Below are 14,321 nucleotides of genomic sequence, written 5' to 3'. Positions count from 1 at the left end.
GGAGCATGTTTTCATGATTACCATTTCCGAAGCAGCTCAGGCGCATTTTGTTAAATTGTTATCAGATCAGCCTGAAGGAACTCACATTCGAGTATTTGTTATCAGCCCAGGTACTGCGCAGGCTGAGTGTGGCGTATCATATTGTCCACCAGATGCTGTTGAAGCGGACGACACTGAACTAGAATTTAATGGCTTTAACGCCATGGTCGACGAGAAGAGCGCACCATTCCTAGAAGAAGCCACTATTGACTTCGTTACCGATCAGTTGGGCTCTCAGTTAACGCTGAAAGCACCAAACGCTAAGATGCGCAAAGTGTCAGATGACGCTTCATTATCAGAGCGTATCGAGTACGTGATCCACTCTGAAATCAACCCACAGCTAGCTAGCCACGGTGGTAACATCTCGCTAGTCGAAATCTCTGAAGAGGGCATTGCGGTGCTTCAGTTCGGTGGTGGTTGTAATGGTTGTTCTATGGTTGATGTAACGCTTAAAGATGGTATCGAGAAGCAATTGCTTGAAATGTTCCCTGGTGAGCTAACAGGCGTTAAAGACGTCACAGAGCATCAACATGGTGAGCACTCTTACCAGTAATACAGATGTCTTCTTAAAAAACGCGACTCTAGCGCTAAGCTAGGTCGCGTTTTTTTATGTCTGCTTACTTATACCAATGCCAATCTGAGCTTGAACCAGTAATGCAGCGACAGTGAGGCACTGCGAGCCAGCATAAAGCTGCTCATCGCAGCCCATAGTGCAAAGTTACCCTGCGGTTCTAGCAAATACCACACAGGGAAGAACACGCCAAAGGTCGATAAAATCATACTATTACGCATCACTTTACCCTTAGCTGCACCAATATACACACCATCAAACAAGTAGGAGCCGAAGGCGAGCAAAGGCAAGAATATCACCCAGATAAGATATTGCTCGGCGACCTCTTTGACCTCACTAATACTGGTCAGCAGCGCAATAATGTGCGAGCCGGCTAAGGCAAAAAACAGCGTAAAGCCTAATGCGGCGATAGCAGACCAAGCCCAGGCTAATGTCACCGACTCTTGCATTAAACGACTGTTTTTTTGACCATAGGCTCGGCCAACTTCAGCTTCAGCATAATAGGCAATGCCATCGAGTGCATAAGAGATAAGCAGTAGCAGGTTGAGCAATACGGCGTTGGCAGCAACAGTATTATCACCTAAGCCTGCACCGTAAAATGTCATAAACGCAAATGATAGCTGTAGGCATAAACTACGCACAAATATGTCGGTGTTGAGGCCCATTAGTTTGCCGTAGCTTTGCAGTGACAATTGCTTGACCACGTGAAATAGCTTAAAGCCACCAAGCTTATTAAGCTGTCCGCGTACCATAGTCAGTGCGACGAGGAAACCTGAGATATCGGCAATGACAGATGCGAATGCTGCGCCTTTAACTCCCCAACCGAAAACGAGAACGAAGAGGATATCCAACACAATATTGGCTAGGTTGGCGATAATAAGCTGCCACATTGCAGCCTTAGGTTGTTGGCGTCCTAGCAGCCAGCCAAGCATGACTAAATTCATGAGGGCAAACGGGGTCGACCAGATCCGCACTTGAAAATATTCACGACAATAGCGTTCAACTTCAACGCTGGCGTCGGACATCGCCATGGCAAGGTTAAGGATGGGCCATTGCAGGGCAATGGCAGCAATACCAAATAGTAATGCTAAACTTGCGGCCTGAACCAGTAGCTTAAATTGTTGCTGGGTATCGTTTGCGCCGTAGGCTTGCGCCACTAATCCAGTGGTTGCCATGCGTAAAAAACCTAATAACCACAAAATTAAGGTTATAATCGTTGACCCAACTGCCACGCCGCCTAAATAATAGGCGTTACTAAGATGTCCAACAACGGCAGTATCGACGAGTCCAAGTAGCGGCACCGTGATATTCGAGAGGATCATGGGGAGCGCAAGGGCAAATAGCTGTCGGTTTTTTTGTGGGTTTAACAGTAAGGCAATCATTTTAGAGGTCTAATATTTATGGTTAAAAACGTGTTGCTAGCGCTACTTGCGCTGACAGGTTTTTCGGCTCACGCGGCGGTGATTCTACAATATCATCATGTATCAGATAGCACGCCTGCGATCACCAGTGTTACTCCTGCACAGTTCAAAGAGCAGATGCAGTACCTGGCGGAAAACAACTTTAATGTGGTACCACTTTCAACGGTGGTGGAGTCTATTAAGGCAAAAAAAACGCTGCCAGCAAAAACGATTGCGATCACCTTCGATGATGGTTATCGCAGCATTGCTAATACAGCGCACCCCATTTTAAAGCAATATAAATTCCCCTACACGCTTTTTGTCTCGGTTGAGCCGATCCTCAAAGAATATGGCGAAATGATGAGCTGGCAGCAGCTTATCACCTTGTCTAATGAGGGAGCTGAAATTGCCAACCACAGCTGGGGGCATGAGCACTTAATTCGTAAAGAAGCGGGTGAGAGTGATGCACAATGGTTGGCACGCATTGAAGCCAATATTCTGCGAACCGAAAAAGAAATCGCTAAAGCGACCGGACAAAATTTGAAAATGTTGGCTTACCCTTATGGTGAGTACAATCAACAGATTGAAGCGATGCTTGAGAAACATGGTTTTGTGGCATTTGGTCAGCAGTCGGGTGCAGCCGGTCCGTATTCACCGCTAACGGCACTACCGCGTTTTCCTGTTGCTGGCGTGTATGCCGACCTCAACAGTTTAAAGGTAAAACTACATAGCTTAAATATGCCGGTGATTTCGCAAACCAACAGCAATCCACAGTTGCAGCAAGGTCAGTGGCGACCTGAGATTAAAGTGACTTTGGACATGAGCGATATCAATGCATCACAGTTAATGTGCTTTATTCAGGGGCAGGGGGCTAAGAAGCCTAACTGGATCTCTGAAAATGAGTTCAGTATTCAGGCTGAGTTGGATCTGCCCGCAGGTCGTTCACGTTATAACTGTACGGCTCCGAGTAAGAGTAAAGGCAGTTATTACTGGTTCTCACAGCCTTGGATCCGACCTAAATCTAACGGTCAGTGGATAGCAGAATAGCTAATTAGATGATAACAAAGCCCCTGCAAAGGAAATGTCGCTAAGTTAAGCCAAAAGTTAAGCTTAAATTTGATGACTAAACACAAAGCAAAGAACCCAGCATAAGCTGGGTTCTTTGCTTTAAAAGCGATATACCACGAAGCGCTTACTTAGCTCACAACACTGACAACACCGAAGCCACGATGAAAAGAAAAGTGTGTGCAGGCTTGTATTGTGCGTTTTTTAACTCAAATCTTGAGCTGAGTTAACTGGAGTACTTATCAATAATTGCATTGACGTCATGAATTAAATCGCGATTTTTTATCTGAGGTAATTGTCCGGGGATCTCTGATTTTGGCTTGATAATCGCAACCTTCTCACCTTTAGGTGACACTAGGGCAAATGAGGCGCTATGGTCAACTTGGTAATTATCTCCTTCCCCTACCATGGCATAAACAAAACCTAGACTACGGGTGACTGGCAGCAGTTGCTTATGTTCGCCGGTGATAGCCACAAATTCTGGATTAAAGAAGCGCATGTAATTTTCCAATGTGCTACTCGAGTCCCTTTGTGGGTCAACAGATAGAAAGATAACCTGTAGATCTTTATCTTGCGCCAGGCTTGGGTACGCCGAGGTCAATTTACCCATGGTCGTCGGGCAAACGTCGGGGCAAGAGGTATATCCGATGAAAAACAGGCTCCATTTTCCATTTAAGTCAGCGTTGGTGAATGTATTACCACGCTGGTCTGTGAGTGAAAATGGGGCTAACGGTTGCGGCGATGGATACTCGAAGCTAGTTTGCAGCGCTAACGGTTTAGCCTGGTTTAGTTGAATTCCTGCGTAGGCACCTGCAGCGACCATTAAAATAGCTGTAATAATCCATGTGAGCTTCATCTTTTTTCTCCTAGCGCATTAATACCTAATAACAGCTGTAAATATTTCTTATCGTCAAATGGTTATGCAAACAGGCTTATACCCACAAGTAGTGATCAACCAGCAAGGCGATAAACAGTAGCATCAGATGATAGATTGAAAACTTAAATAGCTGCATCGCCATGCCGGGTGCTTCGTGAAACTTAAGTTGCCAAGCTTTATAGATAAAAGCAGCGCTCAGCAATGTTGAACTCACCAAATAAACCGGACCACACATGCCTACTAATACGGGTAATAAGCAGGCGATGGCTAACAAAATTGTATAGAGGAAAATACAGGTTTTTGTGAATTCGACACCATGAGTCACAGGTAACATAGGGATATCGACCTTGGCATATTCGGCTTTACGATGAATGGCTAGCGCCCAAAAATGCGGTGGAGTCCAAGCAAAAATGATGATGACAAGCAGCAGTGCATTACCGTGAAATTCGCCGGTAACCGCAGTCCAGCCAAGTAATGGTGGCATGGCTCCCGCTAAGCCGCCAACCACAATGTTTTGTGGCGTCGCACGCTTTAAGTAGGCGGTATAAACCACGGCATAACCTATCAAACTTGCAAAGGTGAGCCATGCTGTTAATGGGTTAACTAGGGCGTACAGTACGACAAAACCAAGGATCCCAAGGCCAAATGAAAACGTCAGTGCTTTTGCTATCGATACTCGGCCTTTAGGCAGCGGGCGGTTATAGGTACGAGCCATTAAGCCATCAATACGACGATCGATAAGATGATTAAAGGCTGCAGCGGAACCTGCCATCATGCCTATCCCTGCCATGCCCGCAATTAAGGGCGCGATGGGCACAGCGCCTGGTACGGCTAAGCACATGCCGACGAGTACGGTGAGCAACATGAGTGCCACGACTTTAGGTTTGGTCATTTCGTAATAAGCGCGCCATTGAATAAGCGGCGTCGAGTGGTCTTGCTGGAGTGCGATTGGTTTTTGCATTAGTGAAACCTCTCGATATTGTGTTGCGAAATGAAAAGGGCATTATTGGTTGTCATAAAAGGCCCCTATGCTTTGCGCCATAAGGCGTAATTAATAAAAACTAACGTCAGTAGTAATAGTGCAGCGCCGCCATTATGAGAAACCGCGATGCCCAGTGGTAGGTGCAGAACGACGTTGCTGATCCCCAGTGCGACTTGCACAATGACCAAAGCGACTAATAGCCATGCGGTATTACGCATGATGTTTGAGTTAGCGGTGCGAATAAGCTTGAAGGCTAAATACAGCAGCATGACCGCGGTAATCACAGCGCCGATACGATGGGCAACATGAATGGTCATTCTGGCTGAATAGTCTAAAACACCATATTCATAACTGACGTGTTCACCTTGAAATGGCGAAAAGGCTTGAGCAAAGCTCAGATTGTCAACCCAGTTTCCCTCACAAAATGGCAAGGTGGTGCAGGCCAGCGCGGCATAATTTGATGAAGTCCAGCCACCTAAAACAATTTGCAGTAACAAAACTCCAATGCAGATGGCGGCAAAGCCTGCCATCTTTCGTGCAGGAGCATCACCACCAGGGATCCTAAGCGGTTTACTGCGTAGATAAAGTAATAACAGCAGCGAGAACAGTGCAAACCCGCCCAATAGATGTGCCATAACGATAATCGGCATCAGTTTCATCGTCACTGTCCACATGCCGAGCGCAGCTTGGAAGATGATAAGCGCTGCAATAAACATAGGCAGTTTCTTAGGCGTATCCTTAGTCTTAAGGCTGAGGATTAAGATGAGTAATACCAATAAACCCAAGGCACCGGCAATGTAACGGTGGATCATCTCAAGCCATGCTTTATCTGCTTCAACTGTATGTTCTGGAAAGGCTTGTTGCACCTGGTTTAGCTCATGAGTTTGGGTAGGGACTTTGAGCATGCCATAGCAGCCGGGCCAGTCTGGGCAGCCAAGACCAGCATCCGATAGTCGAGTATATGCTCCCATCAGAATCACGCATAAAGTAAACACTAATGTGACTTTCAATAGCGACTTAATCTGCATATCAAACGTCTCCTTAGCCAATCCGTGATAGTTTGAGTAACTTACGTAGGTCAGCCACTAAGGCTTTGCCTTGCATTATTTGTGCTTGATGATCTTCAGCTACTGGGTAGCTCATCACTAAGCTACCTAAGGGATCGACTATCACTAATTCTTGCTGATCAAGCAGCTGGCTAAGTGCTTTAGAGGGGGTTGCGGTTACAAAATCAAAGGCGTCGAGTACAGTCGTATCACTGTGCTCATTAACCAAAATAATGGTATGAACACGGTCTTGATGTCGACCCAGTGCGGTATGACTTTGCTGCAGAATATAGAGCCTATCTTCGCAGACGGCATTACAGTGGCTAGGAAGTAGGTAGAGCAACTGCCATTCATGGGGCAGTGGATTCACCATAGCTAGATTCTGATAGCTGGTATCGGTATCGAGCAATTGCCCCTTATTGGTGGCTCCGCCTTGGTACAGGTCAAAGCTGAGCACCAGTTTTGCCGCTATCACAGGCAGGACAAAAGCCAGTAATAACAGTATCAGTGTTTTTTTGCCGCTTTTTTGGGGGGAGTTCATTCCATCTCCTCTTTATCTTACTAAAATCCATCAAATTTGATGATTAAAATTAAGTCTTCCCATTACGGCTAGGAGCTTAATTTCTAACCTACATCGTCTAACCCTCGTTAGCAATAGAGCAATATGATTACTTGTTATATCGTTGTTTTAACATGCGAAAAAATAAATAGCCCATGATCAATATAAATACGCCTGCCATTGCAAACCACTGTACGGCATAACCTTGATGCTTCTGCGACGATAACGGGATTGGTTGCCACGGATGAGGGTATGGGTTGTCAAGATTACTCGGCTGTAATACGACGCCGGAGAGCGATTGATTAAGTTGTTCAGACAGCTGTGGGATATTGAGATTTTGGATGCGTTTGGGCCAACCAGCTTCAGCCATCAGATCAAAGCTCATCGGGTTAAACTGCTTTTGGTAAACCCGCCCCTCTAGCATTATAGGATTGGTAATCGCTGTTACGTTTGGTAGCTTAGAGCGATCCATACTCGCTGAGATAAAGCCGAGTTCAACTAACAACCATGGCTCTGATGCACTGACCTGCAAAGCTTGTAAGGCAATGTAGCCTACTCTACCCTCATAGACTTGATTATCGAGCAAGAAAACATTGGTTGAGATGGGAGTCACCGCCGTTTTTAGCTTAAACCCTGTTAAAGGCTCATCTTTAGGGAGGCTGAGCAGTTGCGAATAGTTTAATACAGAAGCTGCTTGTCTATCTGTTAGTTGTTGCTGCCAGAGAGCCTTATATTGAGCTCTTTCAAGCTGCCAAAAACCTAACTTGACCAAAATAGAAAACACAATCACAGTAGAAAGCACAATAAATAACCAAGCAAGATTCATCTTAACGCGAGGAAGCGCCATGTCTGCTTTGTTTGTCTTTAAATTAGTTTTCGTACTGCTACTGCTATTCATACTGGTTAATTTAGGTCGAGCCCTATTTATTATGGTGAAAGGAGAAAAGAGTATCCCCATGAGTCAATTCTTAGGTCGCCGAGTCCTCTTTTCTGTACTCGTGGTGCTGTTACTGCTGGTGGCATTAGGGACGGGAGTCATAACACCTAACTCCAGACCCTACTGATGACATTATTGTTTATGTGATCGTATTAATATCGGCAATATGAGTGGTTAAAGCACATAAACAAAGAAAAACAAGCACAGCCAAACCACATCGACAAAGTGCCAATACCAAGCCCCTGCTTGAAAAGCAAAGTGCTTATCTGGGGTAAAGTGCCCTTTAAGCACTCGTAAAAACAACACCATAAGGAATACCGTTCCTAGGGTAACGTGCATGCCATGGAAGCCGGTTAGCAAGAAAAAGGTGTTACCGTAAATGCCTGAATTTAATGTCAGCCCCATTTCTTGGTAGGCATGGACATACTCTTCCACTTGCAAGAATAAGAACGCTACCCCAAGTAAAATGGTTATCGCTAGCCAAACGGTTAACGCGGTACGCTTATTTTTTTCTAACCCTACGTGAGCAAAATGCAATGTTATCGAAGAGGTCAAAAGAATTAAGGTGTTGTAGAGCGGTAGTCCTGTCCAGTCCATCGCTTGGGTCAGGCTGCCATCTGGCGTTGTCAGTAAGGGCCAAGCAGCTTCAAACATTGGCCATAATACTTCATGGGTCATCTCATTATTTGAGGCGCCGCCAAGCCAAGGTATTGCGATAATTCGGGCATAAAATAAGGCGCCAAAAAAAGCTGCAAAGAACATGACTTCAGAAAAGATAAACCAGCTCATTCCTTGCCTAAAGGAGCGATCCATCTGTTTGGAGTAGAGCCCTGCCATAGATTCGGCGATAACGGTTCTAAACCAGCCAAAAATCATGAAAATGATAACCGCAATACCAGCTAGCAAAATATAGCCACCACTGCCGCCTTCTGTTTTTAATTCAGAGACATAGCTTCCAGCACCAAAGGCGATAAGAAATAAACCTATCGCGCCAATAATGGGCCACGCACTTTGCTCTGGTACGTAGTAGTTTTCGTGTTTATGTTCAGTTGTCATTTAGCCGCTCCTTGCCCTGTAACGGCTTTAGCCCCAGTTTTAGTGACTGTGTTAATCACAGCGACGTTTTTATTGCTGGAGTAGTTTTCATCTATATGTTCAGTTGTCATTGTGCAGCTCCTTGCTCCACGACATTACTTGTGGCACTTACTACATAGCCCTTGTCGGTGATGTTGTAGAGGGTATAAGAGAGGGTCAGGGTCGAGATTGAATCCGGCAATTGGGGATCCACAAAAAAGATGAGTGGTAGCTCGGCTGCAGCGTTAGCCTGCAATACCTGCTGATTGAAACAGAAGCATTCCGTCTTATTAAAGTATGCCGCCCCCTGTCCGGGAGAAACAGACGGAATAGCCTGCCCCACAATATGCTCTGCCGATAAATTCGTAGCGACAAAATGAGTACGAATAAGCTCACCGGGATGCACTTGCATGGTATTAACCTGAGGTTTAAATGTCCAAGGCATGTCGCTTTGCACTTGAGACACAAACTCAACCGTTATGGTTCTGTTTTTATCCACTGCGACAGGCTGATAAACACTGGCGGTACTTGCGGGTTTACCGTTAATACCCAATGCGTCGCACAGCACGTCATATAAAGGAACAAGCGCAAAACCAAACCCAAACATGCCCACAGCGCCAATAATTAGCATGGCGAGCAATTTGCGATTGGCGTTACGCTTCATCTCAGTCATCTTTATTTCACCTCTGGCGGGGTGGTAAATGAGTGATATGGCGCAGGGCTAGGAATGGTCCATTCTAATCCTTCGGCGCCTTCCCATGGTTTGGCTGGAGCCTTTTCACCACCACGAATACACTTAATCACTACGGCTAAAAAGATCAGCTGCGAAAGGCCAAATGCGAAGCCGCCGATCGATACAATCTGGTTCACATCAGCGAACTGGATAGCATAATCAGGAATACGCCTTGGCATTCCGGCTAAGCCTAAGAAGTGCATTGGAAAAAACAGCACGTTGACTGAAATTACCGAACACCAGAAGTGCCAGCGCCCTAAGGTTTCGCTGTACATATGGCCGGTCCATTTGGGTAGCCAATAATAGGCCGCTGCCATGATGGAGAATATTGCTCCAGTCACCAATACATAATGAAAATGCGCCACCACAAAGTAGGTATCATGGTATTGGAAGTCAGCAGGAGTGATCGCCAGCATCAGTCCCGAAAAGCCCCCTATGGTGAACAAGATAATAAAGGCCACCGCAAATAACATGGGAGTTTCAAAGGTAATAGAACCTCGCCACATGGTCGCAACCCAGTTAAATACTTTTACGCCTGTCGGCACTGCAATCAGCATGGTGCAATACATAAAGAACAATTCAGCAAATACCGGCATACCCGTAGTAAACATGTGATGCGCCCACACCAGGAACGACAAAACGGCGATACTCGCAGTGGCGTAAACCATCGATGAGTAACCAAATAAGCGCTTACGGCTAAAGGCTGGCACAATTGCCGAGATGATACCGAATGACGGCAAGATCATGATGTACACCTCAGGGTGGCCAAAGAACCAGAAAAGATGCTGGAACATGACAGGATCCCCACCGCCGGCGGCATCAAAAAAGCTAGTGCCGAAGTATTTATCGGTGAGTACCATAGTCACTGTGCCAGCGAGCACAGGCATGACCGCAATAAGTAAAAAGGCGGTAATTAACCAGGTCCAAACAAATAACGGCAGCTTCATCCAAGTCATACCGGGGGCACGCATATTGACGATAGTGACGACCACATTAATCGCGCCCATGATTGAGCTAATCCCCATGATATGAACTGCAAATACAAATAGAGCGGTACTGTCAGGGCTATAGGTTGTCGATAGTGGTGCGTAGAATGTCCAGCCGAAATTGGGGCCGCCACCTTCCATAAAAAGTGAGCTTAACAAAATGGCAAATGCGAAAGGTAGGATCCAAAAGCTCCAGTTATTCATTCGCGGTAGCGCCATATCGGGAGCACCAATCATCATCGGAATTAGCCAGTTAGCTAGGCCTGTAAAGGCCGGCATCACAGCGCCAAATACCATCACTAAACCGTGAACAGTGGTCATCTGGTTAAAGAAGTTGGGTTCGACTAATTGCAATCCGGGCTGAAATAGCTCTGCGCGGATCACCATTGCCATCGCGCCACCGGTTAAAAACATAATAAAACTGAACCAAAGATAGAGGGTGCCAATATCTTTATGGTTAGTGGTTAACAGCCAGCGCATAATACCTTTTGGCGCGCCATGGTGGTGGTCATCATGGCTCACGTCGTTAGCGGCTGGTGAGTCTTGTGTAATTGTGCTCATGTTAATCCCTTACTTTCCGTGACCATCAACATCAGAAGCCTGAACGGCATCACCAGAGTTATTACCCCAGGCATTGCGCTCATAAGTCACCACTGCAGCAAGCTGTTGTGGTGTAAGTAGCGCGCTAAATGACTGCATTGCCGTACCAGGTTTACCATTGATAACAATATCAAGGTGAGCGGCTACAGGGCCTTTGATGATTGGGCTACCCACTAATGATGGGAACGCTGGAGGTAGGCCTGTCCCCGCTGCTTGATGACAAGCCGCGCAGCTAGTCATATAGACTTTTTCCCCCATGGTCAGGAGTTCATTCATGGCTAGGTCACCTAATGGTGCCGTTGTTAGTTCTTTAGTTACCTCGTCATCAGCTTTGGTTTCTGAGGTTGTATCTTGATTAACCTCAGCTTGTGTTGCAGGTGAGGTCGCAGGTATTGCACTTGGAGTCGCTGGGGTTGTATCTACCGATGTTGCTGGCGTGGTCGTATCTGAGCTTACGTCGGCTGCTTGAACAGTGTCGCCTGAGTTATTGCCCCAGGCATTGCGCTCATAAGTCACTACGGCAGCAATTTCAGTTGCAGTTAACTGGCTAGAAAACGCCTGCATAGCAGTGCCCGATTTACCATTTAATACAATATCGATATGCAGCTGAGCAGGCCCTTTAATAAGCGGGCTGCCAATAAGAGAAGGGAATACGCCAGGTAGGCCAGCACCATTAGGCTGGTGGCAGGCAGCGCAACGTGCAAGGTAGACTTGCTCGCCTTGCGCCATTAATTCTTCCATTGTTAGCGTTTGCGATAGGGCAGCCTTTGCTGCCACTTCGGCATTGCTGGCGGCTTGTTGTTGTGCAATCAGCCAAGCATCAAAATCTTCTTCTGATAAAGCTTCAACAACAATAGGCATAAAGCCATGGTCTTTACCGCAGAGCTCGGCACATTGGCCACGATAAGTGCCCGGTTTGTCGATGCGGGTCCAGGCTTCATTAATAAATCCTGGATTAGCATCTTTTTTAACGGCAAATGCGGGTACCCACCAGGAGTGAATAACATCATCTGAAGTCATTAAGAAACGTACTTTACGATTAATCGGTAGTACCAGTGGCTTATCTACCTCTAAAAGGTAGTTTTTACCTTTTGCTTCTTCGCCATCTATCTGCGCTCTGGGGGTAGAAAGCAGACTGAAAAATTCAACATCTTTGTTGAAATAGCTGTAATGCCATTTCCATTGTGAGCCGGTAATCTTGATGGTGAGGTCAGCATTACTTGGATCTTCCATAGCAATCAATGTCTTGGTTGCGGGAATAGCCATAAGTATAAGAATAATAAAAGGTACAACAGTCCAAAGGATCTCGACTTTAGTACTTTCATGAAAGTTGGCGGCGACTGCGCCTTTTGATTTGCGGTGGTTGATCATAGCGTAAATCATGATGCTAAAAACCACGATGCCAATAGCACAGCAGATGTAGAGAATAATCATATGGAGGTTGTAAACCCGCCCACTGATATCCGTAACACCCTCTGTCATATTAAGCGGCATTTCTGATGCAACAAGTACGGGCGAAAATAGCAACGCCAGCACACAATACAACAATTGCTTCACTAGACTTCTCCTCTGTCCACAAGACAAAGAAGAGTCACACAGTAAGTCTCTGCTCTATGTAAACTCTTCAGTTCCCAAAAAAGCAACGATGACTTCAAAGTGCGCGAGTGGCTTGCCTATCGAGTCGCAATTAATGGGATCGCGACACAGGCTATTGTATTCAGTGCTATTCACTGCTGGTGTAACCACGTTGGCACATACGGCTGAAATATATCAGGCCAATCTCAGTCTAAGCTTCAAATTCAGGACTAATCCCAGAGCAAAGACCGACAACTAAATCGCTCGGATATAACAAAATATCGTTGTTATGACTTCCTACACTACTTGGTGTTTAAATATTGATCAAGATCACTTTTTCAATTATTGATAATAAAAAAGCCCTCGAATGAGGGCTTTAGAAAATCGTTTGTACTAGAAGGCGCTTACTAAAACGCACCTCCTAGTCATCATGTATTAGAAAGCGAGGAGATGTTCTGCTTAATGAACAGCACCAAACAGGGAGGCTTGACCAAAAGCACTATCCTGCATATTGATTGAGCGACAAGATTGTTGCTTATTTGTGTTATCAATCGAATGTTCAATGACAATGCCAACAGCGCGAGCGCTTTTGGCAACGATTTGTAGGCGTCGATTGTCACGAGCATCTAAAGAGTTGGTCCAAGTAATCACCGCACTTGAGGTACCGCTTGTTAAGGCTTTTTCCATTGCCCAAAGTGTTTCCACTTCATCTTTAGCATGAACCAGTAAAATGCGGTCCATTCTTACACCCGCAGCTGCTAGCATCTGCTTGTAGCCAATATTCGGCGGGCTAATCAGTACAATCCAGCGACCCTGTTGGCTCAATTGTGAAAGCTGAGCACTGATCTGGTTCAGCTCATCACGCCCTTGAGTTTGGGTCACCATAGTCGTGATGTCATTACTCGTGCTGCTCACCATATTGGTCGATGGCATATCTTGCCACAGTCCAGGGTGACGAGGACTCGTTCCCATTAGTTTGTTCATTGCCAGTCTCCATTACGGATCACACCAACGGCTAAACCTTCAATACTTAAGCTTTGGTTTGCTAGATCCACTTCAATTGGTGAATACTCTTCGTTCTCAGCATGTAAGAAAACTTTGTTACCCTTTTTCTCAAAACGCTTAACGGTAACATCATCTTCAACGCGTGCTACAACCACTTGGCCGTTACGTGCTTGCTGTATTTTGTGTACAGCCAGTAGATCACCTTCTAGTATGCCAATATTCTTCATACTGTCACCACGGACTCTGAGTAAGAAGTCTGCTGATGGCTTGAACATGGCAGGATCGACTTTATAGTGTTGCTCGACATGCTCTTGCGCAAGAATCGGTTCACCTGCAGCAACTTGGCCGATAAGGGGTAAACCTAAATCTGCATCTTCAGTGTCTTCTTGGGTTAACTTAATACCGCGAGACGTGCCCGGCATAATTTCAATGCAGCCTTTTTTAGCTAAGGCTTTTAAATGTTCTTCAGCAGCATTGGCTGACTTAAAACCTAAACGTCTAGCGATCTCGGCACGGGTAGGTGGCATGCCAGTATCAGCAATATTACGTTTAATTAGCTCTAAAATTTCAGCTTGGCGCGGTGTAAGTGGTCTCATGGTTAACCCTGTCTTTCTATACAGTAACTGTTAGTATATACAGTATTTTTTTGAGTGCAAGTAATAACCAGTTATATTGTTTTTTGTGGGATCCAGTTTCAAATGAAATAAATCCAGCGATGTGAAACTCGTTATTGAATAGTGGCTGAAGTTAACTGATATTTTGTCAAACATCAGAACTTACTAAGCTTAGATAAGGCCTCCGGATGGGAATTCGATGAGAGGAGGGACTTTTGAGTGAATATACAGATCAGGCTTCGCTTATTTATGCCCCAA

15 protein-coding genes are annotated in these 14,321 nt (G+C 45.6%); 3 read left to right on the top strand and 12 right to left on the bottom strand.

Features of this window, described 5'->3' with window-relative positions:
• The first annotated feature begins 13 nt into the window (after positions 1-13).
• Positions 14-592 carry a Fe-S biogenesis protein NfuA gene (gene nfuA / locus ACVBIU_RS03155; protein ID WP_447158998.1) on the top strand — a complete coding sequence of 193 codons (579 nt, stop codon included), beginning with the start codon at positions 14-16 and terminating at the stop codon, positions 590-592.
• Between the two features lie 68 nt (positions 593-660).
• On the opposite strand, the gene ACVBIU_RS03150 is transcribed toward nfuA, so the two are convergent.
• Positions 661-1,992, bottom strand: a complete 1,332-nt coding sequence (locus ACVBIU_RS03150) for an MATE family efflux transporter (protein ID WP_447163055.1) — start codon at positions 1,990-1,992, stop codon at positions 661-663.
• An 18-nt stretch (positions 1,993-2,010) separates the two neighbouring features.
• Here ACVBIU_RS03150 and ACVBIU_RS03145 point away from each other — a divergent pair, with 18 nt between their 5' ends.
• The gene (locus tag ACVBIU_RS03145; RefSeq protein ID WP_447163054.1) at positions 2,011-3,057 is read left to right on the top strand and encodes a polysaccharide deacetylase family protein; all 1,047 of its coding nucleotides are present in this window, start codon (positions 2,011-2,013) and stop codon (positions 3,055-3,057) included.
• Between the two features lie 244 nt (positions 3,058-3,301).
• On the opposite strand, the gene ACVBIU_RS03140 is transcribed toward ACVBIU_RS03145, so the two are convergent.
• The 5 genes from ACVBIU_RS03140 to ACVBIU_RS03120 all read right to left on the bottom strand — a co-directional run bounded on the left by ACVBIU_RS03140 (position 3,302) and on the right by ACVBIU_RS03120 (position 7,386).
• Positions 3,302-3,931 carry an SCO family protein gene (locus ACVBIU_RS03140; protein ID WP_447158995.1) on the bottom strand — a complete coding sequence of 210 codons (630 nt, stop codon included), beginning with the start codon at positions 3,929-3,931 and terminating at the stop codon, positions 3,302-3,304.
• Between the two features lie 76 nt (positions 3,932-4,007).
• Positions 4,008-4,913 carry a heme o synthase gene (gene cyoE, locus ACVBIU_RS03135; protein WP_447163053.1) on the bottom strand — a complete coding sequence of 302 codons (906 nt, stop codon included), beginning with the start codon at positions 4,911-4,913 and terminating at the stop codon, positions 4,008-4,010.
• 65 nt (positions 4,914-4,978) lie between these two features.
• On the bottom strand, positions 4,979-5,962 hold the full coding sequence (locus ACVBIU_RS03130; RefSeq protein WP_447163052.1) for a COX15/CtaA family protein: 984 nt from the start codon (positions 5,960-5,962) through the stop codon (positions 4,979-4,981).
• A gap of 13 nt (positions 5,963-5,975) precedes the next feature.
• On the bottom strand, positions 5,976-6,521 hold the full coding sequence (locus tag ACVBIU_RS03125) for a hypothetical protein (RefSeq protein ID WP_447158992.1): 546 nt from the start codon (positions 6,519-6,521) through the stop codon (positions 5,976-5,978).
• Positions 6,522-6,648: 127 nt separating this feature from the next.
• Positions 6,649-7,386, bottom strand: coding sequence for an SURF1 family protein (locus tag ACVBIU_RS03120; RefSeq protein WP_447163051.1), 738 nt, complete (start codon positions 7,384-7,386; stop codon positions 6,649-6,651).
• On the opposite strand from ACVBIU_RS03120, the gene ACVBIU_RS03115 reads away from it, so the two are divergent.
• Entirely contained in the window at positions 7,385-7,603 is a 219-nt protein-coding gene (locus ACVBIU_RS03115; RefSeq protein WP_447158990.1) for a DUF2909 family protein, read from the top strand. The genes ACVBIU_RS03120 and ACVBIU_RS03115 overlap by 2 nt on opposite strands.
• A 47-nt stretch (positions 7,604-7,650) precedes the next feature.
• Here ACVBIU_RS03115 and ACVBIU_RS03110 read toward each other — a convergent pair whose 3' ends face one another.
• The 6 genes from ACVBIU_RS03110 to lexA all read right to left on the bottom strand — a co-directional run bounded on the left by ACVBIU_RS03110 (position 7,651) and on the right by lexA (position 14,045).
• A complete protein-coding gene (locus tag ACVBIU_RS03110; protein WP_447163050.1) occupies positions 7,651-8,532 on the bottom strand; it encodes a cytochrome c oxidase subunit 3 in 882 nt (293 codons plus the stop codon).
• Between the two features lie 106 nt (positions 8,533-8,638).
• Complete coding sequence (locus ACVBIU_RS03105; protein WP_447163049.1) at positions 8,639-9,223, bottom strand: cytochrome c oxidase assembly protein; 585 nt, start codon at positions 9,221-9,223, stop codon at positions 8,639-8,641.
• Positions 9,224-9,225: 2 nt separating this feature from the next.
• Complete coding sequence (ctaD, locus tag ACVBIU_RS03100) at positions 9,226-10,830, bottom strand: cytochrome c oxidase subunit I (protein ID WP_447163048.1); 1,605 nt, start codon at positions 10,828-10,830, stop codon at positions 9,226-9,228.
• Between the two features lie 9 nt (positions 10,831-10,839).
• A complete protein-coding gene (gene coxB / locus ACVBIU_RS03095; protein WP_447158986.1) occupies positions 10,840-12,426 on the bottom strand; it encodes a cytochrome c oxidase subunit II in 1,587 nt (528 codons plus the stop codon).
• A 477-nt stretch (positions 12,427-12,903) separates the two neighbouring features.
• Positions 12,904-13,428, bottom strand: coding sequence for a cell division inhibitor SulA (locus ACVBIU_RS03090; RefSeq protein ID WP_447158985.1), 525 nt, complete (start codon positions 13,426-13,428; stop codon positions 12,904-12,906).
• The gene (lexA, locus tag ACVBIU_RS03085) at positions 13,425-14,045 is read right to left on the bottom strand and encodes a transcriptional repressor LexA (RefSeq protein WP_447158984.1); all 621 of its coding nucleotides are present in this window, start codon (positions 14,043-14,045) and stop codon (positions 13,425-13,427) included. The genes ACVBIU_RS03090 and lexA overlap by 4 nt, the downstream gene beginning before the upstream one ends.
• Positions 14,046-14,321 lie beyond the last annotated feature (276 nt).

The organism is Shewanella sp. 30m-14, from assembly GCF_052977125.1.
The sequence above is the reverse complement of the archived record's forward strand: the minus strand, read 5'-3'. Positions and strand labels throughout refer to the sequence as shown.

Excerpts from the sequence above, each read along its gene's own strand:
- ACVBIU_RS03090 (WP_447158985.1), bottom strand. The coding sequence starts at position 13,428 with ATGAACAAACTAATGGGAACGAGTCCTCGTCACCCTGGACTGTGGCAA.
- ctaD (WP_447163048.1), bottom strand. The coding sequence starts at position 10,830 with ATGAGCACAATTACACAAGACTCACCAGCCGCTAACGACGTGAGCCAT.
- ACVBIU_RS03130 (WP_447163052.1), bottom strand. The coding sequence starts at position 5,962 with ATGCAGATTAAGTCGCTATTGAAAGTCACATTAGTGTTTACTTTATGC.
- ACVBIU_RS03105 (WP_447163049.1), bottom strand. The coding sequence starts at position 9,223 with ATGACTGAGATGAAGCGTAACGCCAATCGCAAATTGCTCGCCATGCTA.
- ACVBIU_RS03110 (WP_447163050.1), bottom strand. The coding sequence starts at position 8,532 with ATGACAACTGAACATAAACACGAAAACTACTACGTACCAGAGCAAAGT.
- lexA (WP_447158984.1), bottom strand. The coding sequence starts at position 14,045 with ATGAGACCACTTACACCGCGCCAAGCTGAAATTTTAGAGCTAATTAAA.
- ACVBIU_RS03145 (WP_447163054.1), top strand. The coding sequence starts at position 2,011 with ATGGTTAAAAACGTGTTGCTAGCGCTACTTGCGCTGACAGGTTTTTCG.
- ACVBIU_RS03120 (WP_447163051.1), bottom strand. The coding sequence starts at position 7,386 with ATGGCGCTTCCTCGCGTTAAGATGAATCTTGCTTGGTTATTTATTGTG.
- nfuA (WP_447158998.1), top strand. The coding sequence starts at position 14 with ATGATTACCATTTCCGAAGCAGCTCAGGCGCATTTTGTTAAATTGTTA.
- ACVBIU_RS03125 (WP_447158992.1), bottom strand. The coding sequence starts at position 6,521 with ATGAACTCCCCCCAAAAAAGCGGCAAAAAAACACTGATACTGTTATTA.
- ACVBIU_RS03115 (WP_447158990.1), top strand. The coding sequence starts at position 7,385 with ATGTCTGCTTTGTTTGTCTTTAAATTAGTTTTCGTACTGCTACTGCTA.
- ACVBIU_RS03150 (WP_447163055.1), bottom strand. The coding sequence starts at position 1,992 with ATGATTGCCTTACTGTTAAACCCACAAAAAAACCGACAGCTATTTGCC.
- ACVBIU_RS03140 (WP_447158995.1), bottom strand. The coding sequence starts at position 3,931 with ATGAAGCTCACATGGATTATTACAGCTATTTTAATGGTCGCTGCAGGT.
- cyoE (WP_447163053.1), bottom strand. The coding sequence starts at position 4,913 with ATGCAAAAACCAATCGCACTCCAGCAAGACCACTCGACGCCGCTTATT.